A 22,436-nucleotide genomic window follows, 5' to 3' on the forward strand; every position below is an offset into this window, starting at 1 on the left:
TCCAAACCGAACGATTTCTTGACATACTCGGCACATGGAACTGGTGACGATCTCCGACATCGAGGCCGCCGCGAAGCGCGTCGAAGGTGTCGCCGTGCGCACGCCCCTGTTGGTCCAGACGTGGGATCCCCGCGGCACCCTGTGGCTCAAACCCGAGAGCCTGCAACCGATCGGCGCGTTCAAGGTGCGCGGCGCGTTCAACGCGATCGGCTCGCTCGACGACGCCGCGCGCGAACGAGGTGTCATCGCCTACTCGAGCGGCAACCACGCGCAGGCGGTCGCGTACGCGGCGCAGCGGTACGGCGTGCCCGCGGTGATCGTCGTGCCGGACGTCGCGCCGCGGATCAAGGTCGAGGCCACCCGCGCGTACGGCGCCGAGGTGATCGAGGTGCCGATCGGCGAGCACGAGGCGAAAGCGCGTGAACTGGCTGCCGAACGCGGGCTGACCCTCGTCCCGCCCTTCGACGACGCGGCCATCATCGCCGGGCAGGGCACCGCGGGCTTGGAGATCGCCGAAGACCTGCCGGCGGTCGACGTCGTCCTGGTCCCCATCAGCGGCGGCGGGCTGGCGGCCGGCGTCGGCACCGCGATCAAGGCCCGCTGCCCGCGGGCGCGGGTGATCGGCGTCGAGCCGGCGCTGGCCGCGGACGCCGCCGACAGCCTCCAGCGCGGCGAGCTGGTCCGGTGGCCGCAGGCCGACCGCGCCCGCACGATCGCCGACGGCCTGCGCTCACAGCCGTCCGAACTGACCTTCGCGCACCTGCGGGAAGTAGTGGACCAGATGGTCACGGTCACCGAGGACGAGATCCGCGAGGCCGTGCGCGTCCTGGCCCGCAAGGCCCGCCTGGTCGCCGAGCCCAGCGGCGCGGTGACGACGGCGGCGTACCTCTTCCACGCCGGCGAGCTGCCGGCCGGCAAGACGGTCGTCCTCGTCTCCGGCGGCAACGCCGACCCGGCGATGTTCGCGGAGATCCTCGCCGGCTGACCCCCCGCCCCAAGCGCCCCAATGTGGCGTTGGTTGCGTCCAGCGCACCGAACGCCACATTGGGTGCGTCTGACGCACCGAACGCCACATTGGGGCGCTCCGGGCTAGGAGCCGGCGACCGGGGTCGCGCCGCCGCGGACGTGCGTCGGCGGGCCCTCGACGCCGCAGTGGTAGCACTCGCCCAGGTGGGGGCACTCGTCGTCGGGTTTCGCCGTCGGCGGGGGTTCGAGGACGCCGTTGTGGATGCCCAGCGCGATCAGGCCGCCCGCGATGGCCAGCGCCGCGCAGATGATCAGCGCCGTCCGCCAGCCCGCGGTGAGCGCCACCGGGTCCGCGTACGCCTCGCCGGTCAGCCCGGCCGCCGCGGGCAGCACCGCCACCGCCAGCAGTCCGCCCGAGCGCGCGATCGCGTTGTTGACGCCGGAGGCGACCCCGGCGAAGCGGTCCGGGGCCGCGGCGAGGACCGTCGCGGTCACCGGGGCCACGACCGTCGCCAGGCCGAGCCCGAACACCACCACCGCGGGCAGCACCGTGCCGAGGTAGGACGCGCCGGGCGCGATGCGCAGCATCAGCAGCATCCCGATGCCGACGACGATCGGGCCGACCACCAGCTGCGTGCGCGGGCCGATGCGCTGCGCGAGCGCGCCGGAGCGCCCCGAAAGCAGCAGCATGACGACCGTCAGCGGCAGCCCCGCCAGCCCGGCCGCGGTCGGCGAATAGCCGAGCGACACCTGCAGCTGCATGACCAGCAGCATCATCACCCCGCCGAGCGCCGCGTAGACGACGAACGTCAGCGCGTTCGAGAGCGTGAACGTCCGGTCGCGGAACAGCGAGGGCGGCACGAGCGGTTCGGCCGAGCGGTGCTGGACGAGGACGAACGCGGCCAGGCCCGCGATCCCGAGCAGGCCCGCGACCAGCACGATCGGGTCGCCGATGCCGCGGCCCGGCGCCTCCACCAGCGCGCCGGTCACCCCGGCGAGGCCGACGGCGCCGAGCGCGGCGGCGCCGAAGTCCGGGTGGCCGGTGGCCTCCGGGTCGCGCGATTCGGGCACGAACTTCCGCGCCATCAGGACCACGGCGACGGCGATGGGCACGTTGATCAGGAACGCCAGCCGCCACGACCAGACCTGCACGAGGAACCCGCCGAGCAGCGGGCCGGCGGCGGCCGCGATGCCGCCGAGGCCGGACCACGCGCCGATCGCGCGGGCGCGGGCGTCGTGCGCGAAGGACGCCTGGAGGATCGCGAGCGACCCCGGCGTCAGCAGCGCGCCGCCGATGCCCTGCAGGATCCGCGTCGCGACGAGCATCTCGGTGGACGTCGCGGCGGCGCAGAGCCCGGAGGCGACGCCGAACCAGACGACGCCGACGAGGTACGTGCGGCGCCGTCCGTAGCGGTCGCCGAGCGAGCCGGCGACGAGGATGAGCGCGGCGAGCGCCAGCAGGTACCCGTCGAGGATCCATTGGAGCCCGGCGACGGAGGCGCCCAGCTCGGCGCCGATGCGGGGCAGGGCGACGTTGACGATGGTGCCGTCGAGCATCGCCATGCCCGACCCGAGGATGGTGGTGGCGAGGACGCCGCGCGCGGCGCGCGTCCCCCACCGGATCCCGGTGTCTTCGGTGGCAGTCACCCGGTCACTTCACCGCGACCGGGGACCGCCGTCAACCGGGCCGCTTACGGCAGCAGCGTGGTCACGAACTTGTAGCGGTCGCCGCGGTAGACCGAGCGGGCGAATTCGACCGGCTTGCCGTCCGTGGCGAACGAGTGCCGGGTCAGCATCAGCACCGGCATGCCGACGTCGGCGCCGAGCATCTCCGCTTCCTGCGGTCCGGCGAGCGACGTCTCGATCGTCTCTTCGGCGCGCTCGAGTTCGACCCCGTAGTGCTCGCGCAGAACGGCGTACAACGAGCCGCCCGCCGAGACGTGCTTGCGCAGTCCGCGGAAACGGCCGAGCGGGAGGTGCGTGGTCTCCAGCGCCATCGGCTGGGAGTCCGCGAGTCGAAGGCGTCGAAGGCGAAGAATTTTCGCACCCGTGCGGATTCCGAGGAGCTTCGCGAGGTCACCCTCGACCGGCAGCTCCTCGACTTCCAGGAGCTTCGACGACGGCTTCAGGCCCTGCTTGCGCATGTCCTCGGTGTACGACGACAACTGCAGCCGCTGCGCGAGCTTCGGCTCGGCCGCGAAGGTGCCTTTCCCCTGCACCCGGTGCAGGCGGCCCTCGGCCGTCAGGTCCGCCAGCGCCTGGCGCACGGTGGTGCGGGAGACCGTGAACTCCCCGGCGAGCGCGCGTTCGGTCGGGATCGGCGACCCGGGCGGGAGGACGTCCAAGAGGTCGAGGAGGTGCTGTTTCAGTGCCCAATATTTGGGTTCGCGCTGCCCGCGCATCCCGGCGACGGTGCCCGCCTCGCCCGTGGTGGTGGTCTCCAACATGCCCGACTCCCTATGCCTTCCCTCATCGCACGCCACGTCCCCGTATGAAACGTACCCTTTTCCACCGACGCGCCGCCCCACTAACATTGGTCTAGACCTGACCGACGCCGCCTGAGTCCGGTACATAATGCCGGAGGTGGAGAGGAAAATGATGACCCAACAACGGCCCGGCGAGCACATGGCCGCGGAGATCGCCCAGCAGCCGGACGTCTTGGCGGGACTGGTGCAGCGTCAGTCGGAAATCGCCGGGGTGGCGGAAAAGATCTCACAACGGCCCCCGCGGTTCGCTTTGCTCGCCGCGCGTGGATCGAGTGACCACGCAGCGTTGTACGCGAAGTACCTGATCGAGGTACTCCTCGGCCTGCCGGCCGGTCTGGTTTCCCCGTCCACGGCGACGCTGTACGGCGCCCGGCCCGACCTGCGGGACGTGCTGTTCGTCACGGTCAGCCAGAGCGGCGGCTCGCCTGACCTGATCGAGGTCACCGAAACGGCGCGGCGCCAGGGCGCGCTGACCGTTTCCGTGACCAACACCCCGGACTCGCCGCTGCGGGCGGCGTCCGAGCTCGGCATCGACATCGGCGCCGGCGTCGAGCAGGCCGTCGCGGCGACCAAGACGTACTCCGCGACGCTGATGGCGCTCTACCTGCTCATCGACGCGGTGCGCGGCGGCAAGGCGGCCGACGCCGAGAAGATCGGCGAGCTGGCGCAGCAAACCCTCGACGGCTCCACCGAGGGCGTCCAGCGGGCGGTCGACCGGTACCGGTTCGTGAACCGGGTCCTGACCGCCGCCCGCGGCTACTCCTACGCGACCGCGTTGGAGGCGTCGCTCAAGCTCGCCGAGACGAGCTACCTGGCGGCCCGCGCGTACAGCGGCGCGGACCTGCTGCACGGCCCGGTGGCGGCGGTCGACGACCAGACCGCGGTGCTGGCGGTGACCAGCGCCGGGCACGGTGCCGAAGCCATGCGCGACGTCATCGACGCCGTCGCCAAGCGCGGCGCGGACGTCGTCGCGGTCGGTTCGGCGTCCGCGGACACCCCCGCGGCACTGCGGATCGACGTGCCGCAGACCGTCGAGGAGCTGGCGCCGATCCTGGAGATCCTGCCCGTCCAGCAGATCGCGCTGGGCCTGTCGCTCGCCCGCGGCGGCGACCCGGACAACCCGCGCGGCCTGCTCAAGGTGACCAAGACCCGGTGACCTCCGCGATCGGCGTCGACGCCGGCGGCACGTCGACCAGGGCCGCACTGGTCGACGCCGCCGGCGTCGTGCTCGGCACCGGGCGCGGCGAAGGCGCCAACCCCAACGCGCACGCGCCGGAGGTCGCCGCGGGCCGGATCGCCGACGCGATCACCGCGGCGCTCGGCGGCCGCGACCCCGGCGCCGTGCGCGCGTGCGTCGTCGGCATGGCCGGGGTCAGCAAGCTGAGCGATCCGGCGGTGGCGGCGGTGTTCGACGCGGCGTGGGCGCGGATCGGGCTCACCGGCGTGGTGCGGACCGTCGCCGACGCCGAAGTGGCGTACGCGTCGGCGACGTCGGCTCCCGACGGGACGGTGCTCGTCGCGGGCACCGGCTCGATCGCGGGCCGCATCCGCAAGCGGCGGCTGGCCGGCACCGCGGGCGGCTACGGCTGGCTGCTCGGCGACGAGGGTTCGGCGTTCTGGCTCGGCCGCGAAGCCGTCCGTTCCACTTTGGAGGCTCTCGGCCGCGGCCTGCCCCTCGACGGACTGCCGTCGGCGGTGCTCGCCGCCGCGCTCGGACCGTCCGGTTTGGACGTCCGGACCGACGCGGACCGGCTCGCCGCGTCCCGCGCGCTCATCACGACCGCGAACGCCGAGGCACCGGTCCGGCTCGCCCGGTTCGCCCCGCTGGTGAGCGCGGCGCACGACGCCGGCGAGCCCGCGGCCCGGGAGATCGTCGGCCGCGCGGCCGAGCTGCTCGTCGCGAACGCCCTCGCGGCGCGCGAGCCCGGCGAGTCGACTCCCGTCGTGCTCGTCGGCTCGGTGCTCACCGGCGACAGCCCGGTCGGCGCGCTCGTCCGCCGCGGATTGTCCGGCCTCGAGGTGCTGACCAGCTCCGATGGCGTGCTCGGGGCGGCGTGGCTGGCCGCCGTGGACGCCTTCGGCGAGGGCGCACCGAGACCCACGTCACCGCCTGATTGAGCAAAACGCGGCGCGAAACCGCGAAAACGTCGACTGAACCCGGGTAGGCCGGGTACCGTAGGCAGTGGCCCCCGGACCCTCCCCCCTCGCCGGGGGCCGCCTTATGCCCCGGGTACGTCGTCCGAGCTGGTCTCCGGCGCCAGGCGCAGGCCGGGGTGCTCCGGCGGCAACGCGCGGTAGAGCACCCAGCCGCTCACCGCGACGGTCAGCGCCACGAGCGGCCACGACAGCACCGTGCGGGCCACGCCGAGCGCCACGACCTGACCGGCCCACCACAGCAGGCCGTAAACGACCACACGCAGCACGTACTGGAGCACCCACACCCAGCTCGCCCGCGAGTACGCCTTCAGCAGCACCGCGTCCCGGCGCCAGCGCGCCTTCTGCCCGAGCAGCAACCCGACGACGACCCCGAGCAGCGGCCAGCGCACCACGATGCTGGCCGCCCAGAGCAGCGCGCTGGCCACATTGGACATCAGCTGCAAGAGGAAGAAGTCCTGCGCGCGACCGGTGTGCAGGGCGATCAGCGCGGCCGCGACGACGGCGGCCAGGCTGACCACGAGCGCGCGGACCTTGCCGCCCCGGACGACCCGGTAGACCCCGAGCGCGACGGCGACCGCGATGGCGGCCCCGGCACCCCAGGCGATGGACTGCCCGGCCACGAGCCAGCCGACGACGAAACCGGCGGGCGGGACGCTGGCGTCGAGCGCGCCCCGGCGGCCGCCGAGGATCTGCGCGAGCGACTCACGGGGTTCTCCGGGCACGTGTCCAGCCTGCCGGAAAGCGCCCGGGACGCTCCAAGCAGGGAGATCTTCGCCACATCGGGTGCCGGGTTTGCCTCCGAGTGTGCTGTTTCACGGCATGCCGAAGGTGAAGACTGCGTAATAAGGGAGCGGAGAAGGCCGACAAGATAAGACACTGTTACTCCGGGCTGAACAGCCGGGGTGGCGCGGGGGTGAACCCCGATTGTTAGTTGTGGTGTACAACTACATGTCGGGGAGTCGGTCGCAGGATGGGAAGGGGACCCAACGTGTACGGATTCGACAGCTATGTAGCCATAGGAGACAGCTTCACCGAGGGCCTCAACGACGCCTTGCCGGACGGCTCGTTCCGGGGCTGGGCCGACCGGCTCGCGGAGATACTGGCGGCGGGCCGGACGGACTTCCGGTACGCGAACCTGTCGCTGCGGGGCAAGATGCTCGACGAGATCATGGAAGAGCAGCTCCCGATCGCCCTGGAGCTGAAGCCCGACCTGGTCACCCTCTGCGCGGGCGGCAACGACATCATCGTGCCGGGGGCGGACGTCGACGCGGTGGCGGAGCGCTTGGAGGAGGGCGTCGCCAAGCTGCGCGAGGCGGGCATCCCGGTGCTGATGTTCAACGGCCCGGACACGAAGGTCCTGTCGGTGATGTCGGTCCTGCGCGGCAAGGTCGCGATCTACAACACCCACCTGTGGGCCATCGCCGAGCGCCACGGCGCCCGCATGGTCGACCTGTGGGCGATGGCTCCGCTGCACGACCGCCGCGCCTGGAGCGACGACCGCCTCCACTTCTCCGCGGACGCGCACCGCCGCATCGCCCTGAAGTCGGCGGAGGTCCTGGGCATCCCCGTCGAGGGCGACTGGCGCGAGCCGTGGCCACCGGAGGCGGTGCCGAGCCGCTGGATCGACTCGCGGCGGTCGGACCTGACGTGGACGAAGGTGCACCTGCTCCCGTGGATCCGCCGGCAGCTGCGGGGCGAGTCGATGGGGGACGGGCTGTCACCGAAGCGGCCGCAGCTGGCGCCGTTGGCCCCGTTGACGCCGCTGGCTCCGCTGGACGTGCTCGAGGTGCCGGACAACGCCCAGCAGGCCAGCTAGGGGTTCTTTGCCCGTGAGGGGCACCTTCGTGGCTCTTACGTCCACGGGGGTGCCCCTCATGGCGTTCGGGGCGGGTGTCGGCCGCCGGTCGCAGGTCGCGAATGACTCATTCGGGACGTCGGAGGTCCCGAATGAGTCATTCGCGACCTCTCCAGCCGGGGCGCACGGGGCTCGCGGGTTTCGGCGGGTCTTGAGCGCCACAGCCCGCCCCAGCACAGCCCGCCCCAGCACAGCCCGCCCCAGCACAGCCCGCCCCAGCACAGCCCGCCCCAGCACAGCCCGCCCCAGCACAGCCCGCCCCAGCACAGCCCGCCCCAGCACAGCCCGCCCCAGCACAGCCCGCCCCAGCACAGCCCGCCCTCCCTGGGGGCCGCCCCGTCTCCAGCCTATCCGTCACCACCGACGGAAAGTGCCCGCGCGATCACTGTCCCCGGAGTTGTCCACATGTCGACTTACCTGGGGACAACTTGTGGACGGACCGCCCCAGCCGACTCGCCAACCCGTCCCGCCCGGCTTACAGTCCCCTTATGTCCGGTCGGCGTCGCTGGATCCTCCTGGTCCCGATCGCGGCGCTGGTCACGGCGCTGCTCGCGGGGGTCGTGACCTGGGCGCAGGCCGGGAACGTCCAGCGTGACCTCACCGCCCGGACGCAGGCCGCGCTCGCCGCCGCCGGGTTGCCCGCCGGAAACGTCAGCTTCGACGGGCGGGACGCCACCCTCAACGGGTTCCCGCCCGGTCAGGCCCTCCGCGCCCTCGAGGTCGTCCAGGGCGTCGACGGCGTCCGGGCCGCGAAGTTCGAGGGCGACGTCGTCCCCGTGGCCCCGAGCGCGCCGCCGAGCAGCACGCCGCCCAGCAGCAGCACCAGCGCCCCGCCGCCGACCACGACCACCACCGCGCCGCCGCCGACCGACAAGGCCGGGGTGCAGGCCGAGATCGATCGGCTGCTCGCCGAGGCGCCTGTGACCTTCGTGCCGGACACCGCGCGGCTCACGCCCGAAGGGGAACAGGCCGCCCGCGGGATCGCGATCGCGCTCGCCAAGTCGCCGGAGACCTTCCGGTACCGCGTCACCGGCCACGTCGCCCGCGGGCCCGGCGGCGAGGGCGCCGCGCTGAAGCTGTCCCGGGACCGCGCGCGGGCCGTCGCGCGGATCCTCACCACCAACGGCCTCACGACCAAGCGCGTGACCTACCGGGGCCTCGGCGACACCCGGCCGGTCAGCGGCGGCGAGGCGGACCGGCGGGTCGAGATCACGGTCATCTGAAGGGGTGGTGCCGATGTTGTGGCTGTTCGGGCAGATCTGGCTGTGGCTGATCGTCGCCTTCGCCCTCGGCGCGCTCACCTCGTGGCTCGTCCTGCGGACCTCGAAGCCCACCGAAGCCGCCGAAGCACCCGAAGCACCCGAAGCCCGGTACGAGCCGGAACCCGAGCCGCGGTACGACGAGCCGCTCGCCGCCGAGCAGACGCAGTTCATCCCCGCCGCGTGGGCGCAGGGCCCGCCCAAGGAGCACCACGAGGCCGAGGACGAGCCCGAGCCGGCCGGTCACCGCGAAGGGCACCTGCCGCTGCCACCGCAGCGCGGGGCCGAAGCCGAGGACTGGCCGACCGAGGAGGAACCGGCCTGGCCCGAGAGCGAAGAGGCCACCCCGCGGTGGCCGCAGCAGCCTGGGCGCGGTGGCTGACACCCATCCTGGTAAATTCGGCTACGCACTGTGAGCGAGGCTGAGGAGGGAGTGGCGTGGCGCTCCCCCATTGGACGGCGCAGCAGGTCCTGCCACCGGGCCGCCACGCGGGCGACCTCGCCGACGTCTACGAGCGCCTGGTCTTCGACGCGCCGCACCAGAACGAGCGCGAGATCCTCTTCAGCGCGCTCAACAGCTACCTCGGCGTGGCCCGCCGGATCATGCCGTCCGGCCGCGCCTGGATCGGCGGCGAGCTGATCATGCGCACCGCGCACCCACCGCGCGGCCTCGACGTCGTCCTCATCCCGGACGAGTGGGGCGCGCTGAAGCGGCTCGACGACGCCGGCCGGTCTGCGCTGTACGGCCTGCTCACGCTCCGCGGCGTGATCGTCGGGCAGCCCGCGATGTACCTCGACCAGGTGCAGCCGGTCGGCGGCATGCTGGACGGCTTCCTGTGCCGCCCCGGCGACGAAGACACCTGGGCCGAGGTCTGGGCCGAAGGCGGCAGGGGCTACCCGGAGATGATCTGGTGAGGAACGAGTTCCGGCGCATCGCCGACGAGATCCCCGGTGGCACCTGGCTCGACGACCTGGCGCGCGCCTCGGCGATGGCCGCGAACGCCAAGTTCGAGCGGACGTCCCGCTCGCCGCTGCTGCACGTGTCGGTGATCGGCGAGCAGACCATCGACGCCTACACCTTCTCCGACATCAGCCGCGCACTGCAGGACGCGACGGCGAAGATCGGGCACATCATCCGGAACCCGTCCGGCGAGGTCACCCAGGTCCAGCAGGCCGACCGCGACAAGGCGCCGCTGATCCAGCGCGGCCAGGCGGGCAACGCGATCTTCTTCGGCTTCCCGGAGCTCGACGTCTCCGACGACGCGCTCATCCTCGACGGCATCGAGACGCTTTCCGAGCGCGCCGTCAAGGAACTGTGCGACTTCCTGCCGGCGAACGGCTCGGACGACGGCGCGCTCGACGCCGTGCTGCTGCAGCGCGACACCGTCCGCAACGCGGTGAGCGACATCGTCAACGCCGTCGCGAAGAACGCCGGCATCGGGATGGCGCTGACCCCGACCGCGGGCGAGCAGGTCACCCGCAGCATGACCACCGAACAAGCCCGGATCCTCCAGGGCAGCCTCCGCGAGTCCCGCGAGGCGGTCGGCTACGAGACGGTGCGCGGGCGGCTCGACGGCGTCCGCACCCGGCGGCGCATCTTCTACCTCGACCGCGAGTCCGGCGGGACCATCCAGGGCGCGGTGGCGCCGGACCTGCTCGACCAGATCAAGGAGAACCTCGACCGCCCGGTGACCGCCCGGTTGCGCGTCGTGCGCACGACGACGATCGACGGCCGTCGCGGACGTCCGGTGTTCGAGCTCCTCGAAATCACCCCTGAAGTGAGCCTTTTCGACTGAAAAGTCCAGCTTGCGACTTTCGTCTTGAACACCGGTACCGACGGTCGTCGTAGGCCACCCGGCCACGAAAACAGTGGGAACACCGATATTCTTCCCATTGATCACCTCGTCACACCCTGCGCGCGTTGTCAGGAAATACCGGTACTTGGCGCGAAATGGTGGGACAATGACTTTTTCCAGAATGTAACAATTTCGTTCGTGGGCACTCTTATGGGTTAACGTCGTCGCACTCCCACCCGAAGGGGCCCGCATGATGACCGACCCGCAGTACCCGCCGACCACCGCGCGCCACGGCAGACCCGCGCCGCCGGTGACGGCCACGGAGCGTCGTCAAGCGAACGCGAAGCCCGGGCGGAACATCCTGGCGATCGTCGGCCTGCTCCTCGGCTTGGCGGCACTGGGTGTCGCGTTCGTCCCGGACATCGGATTCGTCGCGTGGCCACTGGCCGGGCTCGGGCTGATCCTCGGGATCGCCGGGTTGGTCCAGGTCAAGAAGGGCACCACGGGCGACCGCGGGGTGGCGATCACCGCCGCGGTCGTCTCGGTCGCGGCACTGCTGTCGACGGCGGGGATGCTGCTGTACTCGACCTTCCTCGGCGGCGGCGAGTCCGGGCTGCACCTGCCCGCCGTCGCGAGCGACAAGCACGCGGTGGTCTTCGAGGTCACCTCGGCGGGCGGCGCGACCGTGCGCTACGGCAGCCTCAGCGACCAGCGCACCGAAAACGCGCCGGCCAGCACCGACGCGTGGCAGGGCCAGGCTTCTTACAACAATGGTTCGTACCTGTTGACGCTCACCGCGGACACCCGCAATTCGAACGTCAACAACGAAATTCGCTGCGCCATTCTGGTCGACGGCAAGAAGGTCGCGGAAAACAGCGGGACGACCATCGCCCTGTGCACCGCCAACGTGGGCTGACCCAGCCTGGCGACCGGCCGGCCTACCCCCACCTCGGCCGGCCGGATCGCCACGAGCCGCTCCTGGCGGCTCCCGGCCCCGTCGCGGTTTCCCGCGCGGGGCCCGGCGCCGGCGTCTCAGCCTGCCCCTCCCCTAGGGCTCTGCCGGCACCGCCGAACCTACGCGGACGCCGCCCGCGCCCACTAAGAATCCACTAAGGATTCACGGTGCGCGCCCGGCCGTGACCCATTCGCAACCGGATCATCGCCATGAATGCACCGCACCGACACCGAGTTGTCGCAGCTCCAAAGCGCGGGCGAATCTTCACTGCAGTTCGGCGAGTTCGGTGCGAACCTCACCGACGAGCTTCGGGTGCACCCGCTCGTAAATGCGCACCGACAACGCGAGTTGTTCGCGCGCGCCGTCGATGTCGCCGCCGGCCCGCAGCACCCGGCCCAGCGTCAGCCGCAGCGCGCCCTCCCGCGCGACGAACTCGCGGCTGATCGCGAGGTCGATCGCTTCCCAGACGTACCGCTCGGCCGCCTCGAGGTCGCCGGCCCGCAGGCTGAGGTCGGCGAGCTTGTCGAGCGAGACGACGACCCGGTCGTCGTCGCCGAGTTCGCGGTCGATGCGCAGGCCGGCGATTTGGTGGGCGACGGCCTCGGCGAGCAGGCCCGCCCGCTTCTCCGCCTGGGCGCAGCTGCTGAGCGCCTGCCCGCGCAGGGTGACGTCGCCGGCCTCCGCCGCGGCCTTGCCCAGCCGCTCGATGGCCCGCTCGTGCTCGCCGAGCCGGCTGAGCGCGCGGCCGAGGTGCAGGTCGGCCGACGTCGTCAGCCGCTCGTCGGCGAGCCCGGTGGCCAGCTCCGCCGCCCGCTCGGCGTCGGCGAGGCCGAACCCCGGCAGCTCGAAGGCCAGCGCGATCTCGGACCGCGCGAGTCGCAGCCAGCACTGCCCGGCGACGTCGCCCGCGGCTTCGGCGGCCGCGACGCCGAGGTCGGCCATCCGCGTCCACTCGTCCAGCAGCGGGCAGGCGACGCGGTAGCCGTGCCCGAGCCGGGCCAGCCGCCAGGCGTCGTCGTGGCGGCCCGCGGCGAACGCGGCGTCGAGGACCGCGAGGAGGTTCGGCCACTCGGCCGCGAACCAGTCGTGCGCCTCGGCGAAGCCGCGCAGCGGGGGCATCGCGTCGTCGGCGAGCACGCCGGTGAAGTCGAGCGGGTCCGCGACCGGGCCCAGCCGGCGCCGCGCCCGGTCGGCGACGGCCTGGTAGTAGCGGATGGTCCAGCCGAGCGCCTCGTCCCGTTCCTTCTCGCCGAGTTCCTGCTCCGCGAGCTCCCGCAGGTAGAGCCAGACGAGGTCGTGCGGGACGAAGACGTCCCGGGCGGTCTCGGCGATGAGGTTGTGCGCGGCCAGCGCCCGCAGCCGCCGCCGCGCCTCGGTGACCGGGATCTGCGCGACCGCGGCCATCACGTGCGGCCCGACCAGCACCCCGGGCACCGCGCCGAGCTGCAGGAACGTCTCGGCGATCTCGCCGGGCAGGCCGCGGAAGGAGACGTCGAACGCGGCGCGCACGCCGTCTTCGGCGCCCTCGACCTGCAGGCCCGCCAGCCGGGTGCGCTCGTTGCCGAGCTCGTCGATCAGCTCCTCCGCGGTGCGCAGCGCGCTCGCCGAGAGCCGCGCGCCCGCGATCCGGAGGGCGAGCGGGAGGTAGCCGCAGAGCCGCGCGAGGGCGTGGTTGAGGTCTGCCGGGCCGGCGAGCTCCTCGATCAGCCGGACGGCGTCGTCGGGCGCGAGGGTGCCGAGCACGCGCTGCTTGGCGGCGTTCGACACGGCGAGCCCGTCGAGGCGCGACCGGCTGGTCACCACCGTCATCGTCCGGGCGCTGGGCGGCAGCAGCGGGCGTACCTGCTCGGCGGTGCGGGCGTCGTCGAGCAGCACCAGCATCCGCCGCCCGGCGATCAGCGACCGGTACAGCGCGACACGCTCGTGCAGCAGCTCGGGGATCTTCGCGGTTTCGACGCCGAGGCCGAGCAGGAACTGGGTGAGCAGCTCGGCCGGCTCCAGCGGCGGGTGGTGCGGGTCGAACCCGCGCAGCGACGCGAACAGGACGCCGTCCGGGAATCGCCGGGCCACCCGGTGCGCCCACCACACGACGAGGGTGCTCTTGCCGACGCCGGCGGTGCCGGTGACCACGGCGATCGTGGTCTCCCCGGCTTCGGCGCGGGTGACCAGCCCGTCGAGCCAGGCCAGCTCGTCCCCGCGCCCGGCCAGGCTCGGCACGGCAGCCGGCAACTGCGAAATCGGCTTCGCGTCCTCCTCGGCCGCACTTTCACGTGAAAGTGCGGCCCCCAGGTGGGCACTTTCACGTGAAAGTGCCGGCAGGTCGTCGTTGAGCACGCGCTCGTGCAGCCAGCGCAGCTCGGCGCCGGGCTCGACGCCCAGGTTGCCGAGGGTGGCGCGGGAGACGGTCCGGTACAGCTCGAGCGCGTCCCCGCGGCGCCCGGCGTGGTACAGCGCCCGCATCAGCTGCCCCGCCGTCCGCTCGGCCAGCGGGTCGGCCCGCACGATGGGGCTGAGCTCGACGATCAGCTCCGCGTGCCGCCCTAGTTCGAGGTCGGCGTCGACGCGGGCACCGTGCACGGCGAGGCGGAGGTCTTCGAGTTCGGGGGCCCGCAGCGAGTCGGGGACGCCGCCGAGCGCGGGTCCCTGCCACAGCGCGAGCGCCTCGGTCAGCAGCGCGGCCGCGACCTCGGGGGTGGCCACCGAGGCCCGGTCCAGCAGCGCGTGCGCGCGGTGGACGTCGATCCGGTCCGGGTCGACGTCGAGCCGGTAGCCCGGCGGGGTGGTGAGGATGCTGGGGCCGTCGATCTCCCGCAGGATCCGCCGCAGGTGGGAGACGTTGCCGTGGATGATCGTGCGGACGGTCGCGGGCGGGTCGTGCCCCCACAGCGCGTCGATGATCTCGTCGAGGCCGACGACCTTCCCGGGCTTGAGGGCCAGCAGCGCGAGCAGGCCGCGGACGCCGGGCCCGCCGATCGGGACCGGGTCGTCGCCGTGGACGAGCTGGACGGGCCCGAGCAGCTGGAACCGGATCGGGGCCATGCTCGCGCCCACCTCCCCGGGGTCCGCTTTGCCGCGGAAATCAACCTACCGTGGTGACAGGGTGTCGAGCAGGTCCGGTACCAGGAGTTTTAGCGGTTCTGCGAATTCCGCAGCGCGGGTGTCCGCCCCCTGCGACATCCCCCGGACGTGACACGACCCCGTACCACCGGTCCCGATCCGTTGGTACGGGGTCGTGCGTGGAACTTCCGGCCGGGCCGCCAGGGGGCGCGGTCCACCCGTCGTCTTCGGCGGCGATCAGGCGGGTGGGCTCACCCCGAGCGAAGCACCCGCTGCCGTTCGCCGTCGAAGACGTCTGTTGCGCGGACCACACGCCCGCGCGGTGGCGACACGGTAACAAAGCGCACCGGGTCGGTCACCGCCGGGCCTGCCCCCTCAGCGCGAGATCGGCGACGAGTCGCGGCCGGCGATGAAGGCCGGCCTCGGCGCGCTCGCCGCGAACGGCTCCTGCAGCGCGTTCTCCACGCTGTTGAACACCAGGAAGATGTTCGAGCGCGGGTACGGCGTGATGTTGTTCCCGGAGCCGTGCATGATGTTCGAGTCGAACCACAGGGCCGAGCCCGCCTGGCCGGTGAACTGGTCGATGCCGTGCTCGGCCGCCATCTTGGTGATGTCGTCCTCGCTCGGCACGCCCACCCGCTGGTCCTTGAGCGACGCCTTGTAGTTCTCGTCCGGCGTCTCGCCGGCGCACTGGACGAACGTCCGGTGCGAGCCCGGCATGATCATCAGGCCGCCGTTGAACGGGTAGTTGTCCGTCAGCGCGATGGAGCAGCTGACCGCGCGCGGGGCCGGCATGCCGTCCTCCGCGTGCCAGGTCTCGAAGTCCGAGTGCCAGTAGAACCCGGTGCCCTTGAACCCCGGCATGTAGTTGACGCGGCTCTGGTGGATGTACACCTCGGAGCCGAGCAGCTGCCGGGCCCGGTCCAGCACGCGCGGGTCGCGCACCAGTTCGGCGATCAGGTCCGAAATCTCGTGGACGTCGAAGATCGACCGGACTTCACCGGTCTTCGCCTCGGTGATCACGCGCTCGTCCCGGGCGAGCTCCTTGTCGGAGGACAGCCGCACCAGCTCCTGCCAGTACGTCTGGACCTCTCCGACCGAGAGCGCGTCCTCGACCACGGTGTAACCCTTGGTCTCGTGGTTCGCCAGGGCGGCGGCGTCGATCGGGCCGTCGGCTTCGGTACCCCACACGGTGGGGTGCACGCGCGGCAGGTGCGCCGGCGTACCGGTGATCCGGGTCGGGTAAGTGTCGTCGACCCGGGTGTCCATCAGCGTCACGGGCTTCGCCTCCTGTTGTCCTCTCCGGTTTCCCCGTTATTCGGTGATCAGCGGGTACACGCCGTTTTCATCGTGGACCTCGCGGCCGGTCACCGGGGGGTTGAACACGCACACGCACTTGATCTCGGTCTTCGGGCGGACCTGGTGCTTGTCGTGGTCGTTGAGCAGGTACAGCGTCCCCGGCTTGAGCTCGTACACCTTGCCGGTGGCGAGGTCCTCGATCTCGCCTTCGCCGGAGGTGATGAACACCGCCTCGATGTGGTTCGCGTACCAGAAGTCGTTGACCGTTCCCGCGTACAGCGTGGTCTCGTGCACCGAGAAACCGACGCCCTCCTTGGCCAGGATGATCCGCTTGCTGCGCCAGTTCGGGGTCTTGATGTCGGCGTCGGTGTCGGTGACCTCGTCGAGTGTGCGGACGAGCACGGGCGTACTCCTTTACTTCTTCAGGACGGCCTTGATGGACTCGTCGATGATCGACAGGCCCTGGGTGAGCTCGTCGTCGGTCAGGGTCAGCGGCGGCAGCAGCTTCATGACTTCGCCGTCGGGACCGGAGGTTTCCATCAGCAGGCCGCGCGCAAACGCTTCCGCGCAGACGCGGCCGGCCAGATCGCCGCTCTGGAACTCGAGGCCGCGCGCCAGGCCGCGGCCCTTGGCGAGCAGCTGCGCCTCGGGGTAGGCCTCGACGATGCCGGAGAACGCGGCGGCGATGCGCTCGCCCTTCGCCTTCGTCGACTTCTCGAGCTCGTCGTCGCTCCAGTAGACGTCGATCGCTTCCTTGGCGGTGACGAACGCCGGGCTGATGCCGCGGAACGTGCCGTTGTGCTCGCCGGGCTCCCAGACGTCGAGCTCCGGCTTGATCAGCGTCAGCGCCATCGGGATGCCGTAGCCGCCGATGGACTTCGACAGGCAGACGATGTCCGGCGTGATCCCGGCGTCCTCGAAGCTGAAGAACGGGCCGGTGCGGCCGCAGCCCATCTGGACGTCGTCGAGGATCAGCAGGATGTTGTGGCGCTTGCAGAGGTCGTCGAGACCCTTCAGCCACTCCAGGCGCGCGGCGTTGATGCCGCCTTCGCCCTGCACGCCTTCCACGATCACCGCGGCCGGCTCGTTGAGCCCGCTGCCGGAGTCTTCGAGGAGCTTCTCGAAGTAGAGGAAGTCCGGCATCGCGCCGTCGAAGTACTTGTCGTACGGCATCGGGGTGGCGTGCACCAGCGGGACGCCCGCGCCGCCGCGCTTCATCGAGTTGCCGGTGACCGACAACGCGCCCAGCGTCATGCCGTGGAAGGCGTTGGTGAAGTTGATGACCGATTCCTTGCCGGTCACCTTGCGCGCCAGCTTCAGCGCCGCCTCGACGGCGTTCGCGCCACCCGGACCCGGGAACACGACCTTGTAGTTCAGGTTGCGGGGGTCGAGGATCTTGTCGCGGAAGGTCTGCAGGAAGTCCCGCTTCGCCACGGTGAACATGTCCAGCGCGTGTGTGACGCCGTCGCGCTGGATGTAGTCGATCAGCGCCTGCTTCAGCTTCGGGTTGTTGTGCCCGTAGTTCAGCGCACCGGCCCCGGCGAAGAAGTCGAGGTAGGCCTTCCCGCTCTCGTCGTAGAGGTGGCTGCCCTGCGCGCGGTCGAACACGACCGGCCAGCCGCGGCTGTAGCTGCGTACTTCGGATTCGAGCTCTTCGAAGATGCTCATGACGTTTCTTTTCTCCTACTCGCCCGGATCTTTGCGTGGCGTCAGCGGACCGATGCGGTAAAGCTCTTCGGCCAGGTGCCCGGCTTCGGGGAAATCTTCCCCAGCGAACAGCACACTGGTTTCCATCGCGGCGTTCCACCGCTTCGCGAACGACGCGAAGAGCCGGATGGACGCCTCGTTGTCCGGGGTGATGGTGGTCTCGAGGTAACGCACACCGTCGGCGACGAGTCTCGTGTAGAGCGCGTCGAGCAGAGCCCCGGCCAGGCCCTTTCCGCGCTGCGACGCGTCGACCGCGACCTGCCAGACGAGCGCTGCCTCGGGCTCGTCCGGCCTGCGGTAGGCGATGACGAATCCGACCGCCTTGCCGTCCTCACGCGCGACCACCGAGGACTCGGCGAAATCGCGGCACCACAGCATGTATGCGTACGGCGAGTTGAGATCGAGCTTGGCGGAATCACGCGCGATTCGCCAAAGCTCCGCGCCGTCCGCCTTGGTCGGGGATTCGATCAAGTGCGTTACGGACATACTCAGGAAACGTAACAGAGAATTTTCGGCTCGCCAGCGACGCAGCTCACGACCCCCGTGATGACCTGCGGCGACGCCGGGTACCCGGTGAGGAGTCCCACAAACATGTTTGAAGTGGACGGTGCCTGGGCACACGCGCGCCTGGGTCGCTCGCGCGTGGCTCGCGACCTATCCGCACCATGAACCTTCGCGCCCGTGATCGCAAGGCGACGGGCCGATCACGCGCCGGCGCGGCCGCGAACGGTCAGGCGCCGGCGCCGGTCGCCACCGGAGTGCCGCCCGGCCCCGCTCGACGCGGCTCTCGTCAGCTTCCGCGCGGCCCGCCGGTGCGGCAGGCGCCGCACGATCCCGCTCACCGGCAGCACCGCCGCCGGCAGGATCAGCAGCCCCGACACGACCAGCCACCACACCGCGCCGTCCCCGCGGCGCCAGCCCGCGACGACCCCGCCGAGCCAGCCGAAGAACGGCTGGGCCAGCGGTGGCAGGAACGCCGCCAGCAGCAGCGCCGCGACCACCAGCACCCCCAGCGCGGCGAACAGCCGCCGCGCGAGGTGGCCCATCGTGAGCAGCGCCGTCGCCAGGTAGACGACCGCGCCCGCCAGCACCGGGAGGCCGATCCACTGCAGCACCGCGCCGCCGTTGTTGCCGAGCACCAGGCCGGCCAGCAGCGCGAGGACCCCGGCGGCGAGCGAGCCCGCGGTGCCGAGCCGTGACGCGCCCTGGGAGACCTTCGCCGTGCTCCTGGCCACCGTGCGCAGGATGCCCGCGACCGTCCGCGGCCAGCCGCCGGGCAGGTGGAACGCGACCGTCCCCGCGTTCACCGTCGCCGCGCCGAGCGCGACCAGCGTGCGGGTCAGCCGTGCGGTGCCCTGTTCGCCGGCGAGCTTTTCCGCCGAGACGCGGCAGGCCTGGAACCGCGCCTGCGCGCCGCCCACGTCGACCGGGTCGCGTTCCGCCGCCAAGGCGTCCCCGAGGCCCCGGCGGTCGTCGGCGTCGTAGCGCGAGGCGAGCGTGACGACCGGCAGCTCCTCCGCCGCGATCTCGGCTTGCCGCGCCCTGGCCAGCACCATCGCCGTGACCGGCAGGCCGATCGGCCGTTCGGTGCCGAACTCGGCCGGCTTCAGGTCGGCGTCGAGACCGAGGAAGGCCAGCTCGGCGGTCAGCTGGTCGCGCAGCTGCGCCGCCTCGGCGGGCGTGCAGCGGTCCCGCTCGTCCGGCGGGCGCCAGTCCGGGCCGAACGCGGTGACGAGCTCGTCGCGGAACCGCTCCCGCCCGAGGACGTCCCGCAGCGTCTCGAGGCGGACCGGGTCGAGCAGGCACTGGACGAGCCAGCCGGCGCCGTCGACGCGGCCCCACATCCAGTCGCTGGCGCGCCACGACGCCTTGTAGAACGCGCCGAAGTAGTTCGCCTGCATCCCGGTCAGCTTGTCCTCGGCTCGGGTGCGCGTCATGTCCAGCAACGTCCGCGAATCGGCGCTGACCTGCACGAGGTCGACCCGCTGGTCGACCGACGGCGCCTGCGCGAGCAGCCCGCGCGTCGCCACGTGCAGCGCCACCAGCCGGGCCTGGACCACGTCGTCGGCCACATCGGGCGCCAGCGCGAGCCAGTCCAGCAGGGTGGTCACCGTGCCGGCCTCGTCCCCGGCGGCGGTCAGCGCCCGCAGCGTCGGCGCGGCCGCGCGCAGGCCCGCGACCACGGCCGGCCACGCCTCGGCGACGGCGGCCGAGCGCCCCAGCCCGGCCCACTCCTCGGCCAGCTCGCGGATCCACACCTCGAGCGTGCTGCTCGCGCCGGGCCCGGCGTGCGCGGCCACCCACTGCCCGAGCCGCACCCCGCGCGAGGCCGTCGAGCGCGCGGCGTGCAGCTGGGCGCGAGCGTCGTTGAGCGCCTTCGCGGCGGTGGCGTCCGGCTGGAGCCGGAACCCGGCGTTGACGAGCTGCAGCCCGGTCGCGACGGCGTCGTCGAGCGCCGTCGTCCGGTAGCCGACCAGATCCGCGACCGCGAGGCTCGCGGCCGGCGGCCCGGCCGGGACACCGCTGCTCAGCCCGGTGACGGCGATCGCGCGCAGCTGCCGCGACATCCCGGACGCCCAGTCGCGGTCCGGGGTGTCCGCTTCGGACAGCGAGTACCGCCGGGCGGCGACCCGGACCAGCTCGGCGGCGTCCTCGGCGGTCCGCCGTTCCCGGTACGCGGTCGCGATCCGCGCGTCGACCAGGCACTCGGGCCCACCGCGCAACCCCAGCGCGGCCAGCGAAACCCGGGTGTCCCTGGCCCGCAGCACGGCGTCGTTGTGGCGGGTCAGGTCGTCCAGCTCGGCGCTGATCGACTGGCTCATCACGGTGTTGACGACCTTGGCCATCGCGTTCGACAGCAGCGGCGGGTGCGCCGGATCGCACTCGACGGCGTCGGTGACCTTTTCGCCGGTCGGCACGACGTAGAGCAGCAGCCGCCGGACGTCCGCGTGCGACGTGCGTTCGAAGATCTCGCGCAGCGCCGGCCGCAACGGCTTGTTCAGCAGCACACCGCCGTCGGTCAGCCAGTGCGAGCGGGTCAGCTCGGTGTAGGGCGTCATGTCGGGGTGCAGCCGGTCGGTGCCGTCGGTGCCGATCGGCATCCGGGACAGCTCGAACGCGCCCGGGAACGACGCGGTGGAGCGGGCCGCCAGCGCGAGCGGTCCCTCCACCCCGGTCGTCCACAGTGGACCGCAGAACCGGAACAGCATCCGGTGCTCGGTGTCCCGCACCAGGTTCCCGAGCGCGTCGTCGAACCGGGTGGTCTCCCCGTCGATCATGGTGCCGGTGAGCAGCACGGTGACGTCCGGCTCTTCGGCGGGCAGCGCGCCCGTCCCGGTGATCTCGCGCAGCACCTTTTCGAGGTCGTCGAGCAGCACGCGGTCCCCGTCGAGCACCGACCGCGGCTCCGCCTCGCGCGCGTCCCGGATCAGGTTCTCCAGCGAGGCGGTGCTGATCCAGGTGTCGCGCAGCACGCCCGGCGAGGAGCCGAAAGCTTCGGCGAGCCCCAGGCAGGCGGCGTTGATCCCGCCGGCGCTGGTCCCGGTCAGGACGTCGAGCGAAACGGTGGCGCGCAGGAGGTCGAGCAGCTTGCGGTAGCGCCCGGCTTCGGCGGTCCGGCGCGATTCCCGGAGCAGCTGCGAGGTCTCGGTGGCGACCCCGCCCATCCAGATCGCGAGGCTGGCACCCCCGGTCATGGTCACCGCCAGCCGGATCTCCTGCGGCCAAGGTTCGGCAGTCATGGGCTCCCCCGCCCGGTCGTGGTCCTGACGCAGAGTAGAGGCGCAAGGTGAGCACGGGGATACGTCCGGGTGTACGGCCGTTCGGGTGGACTTGCTCGCCCGCTCAGCCCCCTGCGCTGACCACCACCTTCCCGAACTGCCCGTTCGCTTCGAGGTACCGGTGCGCCGCGGCGATGTCGGCGAGGTCGAAGACGCGGTCCACGCGCGGCCGGAACGTCCCCGCCCGGACGCCGGCGCGGATGAAGTGCTCCGCGCGGGCCAGCCGTTCGGGGTCCAGGGTGAGGTCGAAGGCGTTGAACTGCCGCATCGTGGGCACGAACCACAGCGGGAACGGCGTTTCCTTCGTGTCGAGCGCGCCGTAGACGACGAGGGTGCCGCCCTTCGCGGTGGCCGCGGCCAGCTCGCGGACGCCCTCGCCGGCGATGGCGTCGAAGACGAACTCCGCGCCCCGCTGCCCGGTGATTTCGAGCGTGCGCCCGGTGATGTCTTCGTCGTCGGTGACGATCACGTGCGCGGCGCCGGCGTCGAGCAGCCGCTGCTTCTTGGCGGCCGTGCGCGTGGCGGCGATGGGGATGGCGCCGATGTGGTTGACGACGTCGATCGTCGCCAGCCCGACACTGCTCGAAGCGGCGGTGATCAGCACGAAGTCCCCGGGCCGGACGTTCCCTTCGTCGACGATCGCGCCGTACGCGGTGAGGAACGGCCCCCACAGCGCGACGGTTTCGGCGGCGTCGAGCCCTTCGGGGCGTCGCAGCACGGCGGACGCCGGGACGACGGCCGCCTCGCCGTAGACGCCGTAGTCCCGCATCGAGAAGCCGGCGATGGTGCTCACGGCGTCGCCGACCGCGAACCCGGTGACCCCGTCGCCGAGGGCTTCGACGATCCCGGACGCCGAGTACCCGAGCTTCGCGGGAAACCCGCCGGGGCGCTCGAAGTAGGTGCCGGAGCGGAACATCGCCTCGGCCCGGTTGAGCCCGATCGCCTCCACCCGCAGCCGCAGTTCCCCGGGCCCGGGCTCGCCGAGGTCGACGTCCACGAGCTCCAGCACATCCGGCCCGCCTTCGACGGCGAACCGCACTGTCTTCGTCATTCCAGGTTCCTTTCCGGTGCTTGCCGGAATCGATCGTGGACCGCCGGCGTTCCCGCAGGAAGACGGCAC

General features: G+C 72.0%; 19 protein-coding genes. 9 read left to right on the forward strand and 10 right to left on the reverse strand.

Annotated elements, in window-relative coordinates:
* The first annotated feature begins 34 nt into the window (after window positions 1-34).
* Entirely contained in the window at window positions 35-985 is a 951-nt protein-coding gene (locus AB5J73_RS07960; RefSeq protein ID WP_370969044.1) for a threonine/serine dehydratase, read from the forward strand.
* A 104-nt stretch (window positions 986-1,089) separates the two neighbouring features.
* On the opposite strand, the gene AB5J73_RS07965 is transcribed toward AB5J73_RS07960, so the two are convergent.
* Window positions 1,090-2,613, reverse strand: coding sequence for an MFS transporter (locus AB5J73_RS07965; protein WP_370969045.1), 1,524 nt, complete (start codon window positions 2,611-2,613; stop codon window positions 1,090-1,092).
* 44 nt (window positions 2,614-2,657) lie between these two features.
* A complete protein-coding gene (locus AB5J73_RS07970; protein WP_247017758.1) occupies window positions 2,658-3,413 on the reverse strand; it encodes a GntR family transcriptional regulator in 756 nt (251 codons plus the stop codon).
* 148 nt (window positions 3,414-3,561) lie between these two features.
* On the opposite strand from AB5J73_RS07970, the gene AB5J73_RS07975 reads away from it, so the two are divergent.
* The gene (locus AB5J73_RS07975; RefSeq protein ID WP_370969046.1) at window positions 3,562-4,608 is read left to right on the forward strand and encodes an SIS domain-containing protein; all 1,047 of its coding nucleotides are present in this window, start codon (window positions 3,562-3,564) and stop codon (window positions 4,606-4,608) included.
* Window positions 4,605-5,570, forward strand: coding sequence for an N-acetylglucosamine kinase (locus AB5J73_RS07980; protein WP_370969047.1), 966 nt, complete (start codon window positions 4,605-4,607; stop codon window positions 5,568-5,570). Before AB5J73_RS07975 ends, AB5J73_RS07980 begins: the two co-directional genes overlap by 4 nt.
* A 101-nt stretch (window positions 5,571-5,671) precedes the next feature.
* Here AB5J73_RS07980 and AB5J73_RS07985 read toward each other — a convergent pair whose 3' ends face one another.
* Window positions 5,672-6,331 (reverse strand): DUF3159 domain-containing protein, encoded by a 660-nt coding sequence (locus AB5J73_RS07985; protein WP_370969048.1) that lies wholly within the window; start codon window positions 6,329-6,331, stop codon window positions 5,672-5,674.
* 266 nt (window positions 6,332-6,597) lie between these two features.
* Here AB5J73_RS07985 and AB5J73_RS07990 point away from each other — a divergent pair, with 266 nt between their 5' ends.
* The 6 genes from AB5J73_RS07990 to AB5J73_RS08015 all read left to right on the forward strand — a co-directional run bounded on the left by AB5J73_RS07990 (window position 6,598) and on the right by AB5J73_RS08015 (window position 11,435).
* Window positions 6,598-7,425, forward strand: a complete 828-nt coding sequence (locus AB5J73_RS07990; protein ID WP_370969049.1) for an SGNH/GDSL hydrolase family protein — start codon at window positions 6,598-6,600, stop codon at window positions 7,423-7,425.
* A gap of 527 nt (window positions 7,426-7,952) precedes the next feature.
* Entirely contained in the window at window positions 7,953-8,687 is a 735-nt protein-coding gene (locus tag AB5J73_RS07995; protein ID WP_370969050.1) for an OmpA family protein, read from the forward strand.
* 13 nt (window positions 8,688-8,700) lie between these two features.
* Window positions 8,701-9,105, forward strand: coding sequence for a hypothetical protein (locus AB5J73_RS08000; protein ID WP_370969051.1), 405 nt, complete (start codon window positions 8,701-8,703; stop codon window positions 9,103-9,105).
* Between the two features lie 56 nt (window positions 9,106-9,161).
* On the forward strand, window positions 9,162-9,638 hold the full coding sequence (locus tag AB5J73_RS08005) for a hypothetical protein (RefSeq protein ID WP_370969052.1): 477 nt from the start codon (window positions 9,162-9,164) through the stop codon (window positions 9,636-9,638).
* Window positions 9,635-10,519: a hypothetical protein gene (locus tag AB5J73_RS08010; RefSeq protein WP_086862817.1), complete on the forward strand. Its 885-nt coding sequence runs from the start codon at window positions 9,635-9,637 to the stop codon at window positions 10,517-10,519. Before AB5J73_RS08005 ends, AB5J73_RS08010 begins: the two co-directional genes overlap by 4 nt.
* A gap of 250 nt (window positions 10,520-10,769) precedes the next feature.
* Window positions 10,770-11,435 carry a DUF4190 domain-containing protein gene (locus AB5J73_RS08015; RefSeq protein WP_370969053.1) on the forward strand — a complete coding sequence of 222 codons (666 nt, stop codon included), beginning with the start codon at window positions 10,770-10,772 and terminating at the stop codon, window positions 11,433-11,435.
* 303 nt (window positions 11,436-11,738) lie between these two features.
* Here the strand turns inward: AB5J73_RS08015 and AB5J73_RS08020 are convergent, their stop codons facing one another.
* The 7 genes from AB5J73_RS08020 to AB5J73_RS08050 form a co-directional block, all read right to left on the reverse strand.
* Window positions 11,739-14,513 (reverse strand): BTAD domain-containing putative transcriptional regulator, encoded by a 2,775-nt coding sequence (locus AB5J73_RS08020; protein ID WP_370969054.1) that lies wholly within the window; start codon window positions 14,511-14,513, stop codon window positions 11,739-11,741.
* 393 nt (window positions 14,514-14,906) lie between these two features.
* On the reverse strand, window positions 14,907-15,809 hold the full coding sequence (gene thpD / locus AB5J73_RS08025; protein ID WP_370969055.1) for an ectoine hydroxylase: 903 nt from the start codon (window positions 15,807-15,809) through the stop codon (window positions 14,907-14,909).
* Window positions 15,810-15,845: 36 nt separating this feature from the next.
* Complete coding sequence (locus AB5J73_RS08030; protein WP_370969056.1) at window positions 15,846-16,232, reverse strand: ectoine synthase; 387 nt, start codon at window positions 16,230-16,232, stop codon at window positions 15,846-15,848.
* A gap of 12 nt (window positions 16,233-16,244) precedes the next feature.
* Window positions 16,245-17,498, reverse strand: coding sequence for a diaminobutyrate--2-oxoglutarate transaminase (gene ectB, locus AB5J73_RS08035; RefSeq protein WP_370969057.1), 1,254 nt, complete (start codon window positions 17,496-17,498; stop codon window positions 16,245-16,247).
* Window positions 17,499-17,513: 15 nt separating this feature from the next.
* A complete protein-coding gene (ectA, locus tag AB5J73_RS08040; protein WP_370973001.1) occupies window positions 17,514-18,068 on the reverse strand; it encodes a diaminobutyrate acetyltransferase in 555 nt (184 codons plus the stop codon).
* 173 nt (window positions 18,069-18,241) lie between these two features.
* Window positions 18,242-21,277 (reverse strand): patatin-like protein, encoded by a 3,036-nt coding sequence (locus AB5J73_RS08045; protein WP_370969058.1) that lies wholly within the window; start codon window positions 21,275-21,277, stop codon window positions 18,242-18,244.
* 103 nt (window positions 21,278-21,380) lie between these two features.
* Entirely contained in the window at window positions 21,381-22,367 is a 987-nt protein-coding gene (locus AB5J73_RS08050; RefSeq protein WP_370969059.1) for a zinc-dependent alcohol dehydrogenase family protein, read from the reverse strand.
* Window positions 22,368-22,436: the final 69 nt, after the last annotated feature.

The organism is Amycolatopsis sp. cg9, assembly GCF_041346945.1.
Lineage (GTDB): Bacteria > Actinomycetota > Actinomycetes > Mycobacteriales > Pseudonocardiaceae > Amycolatopsis.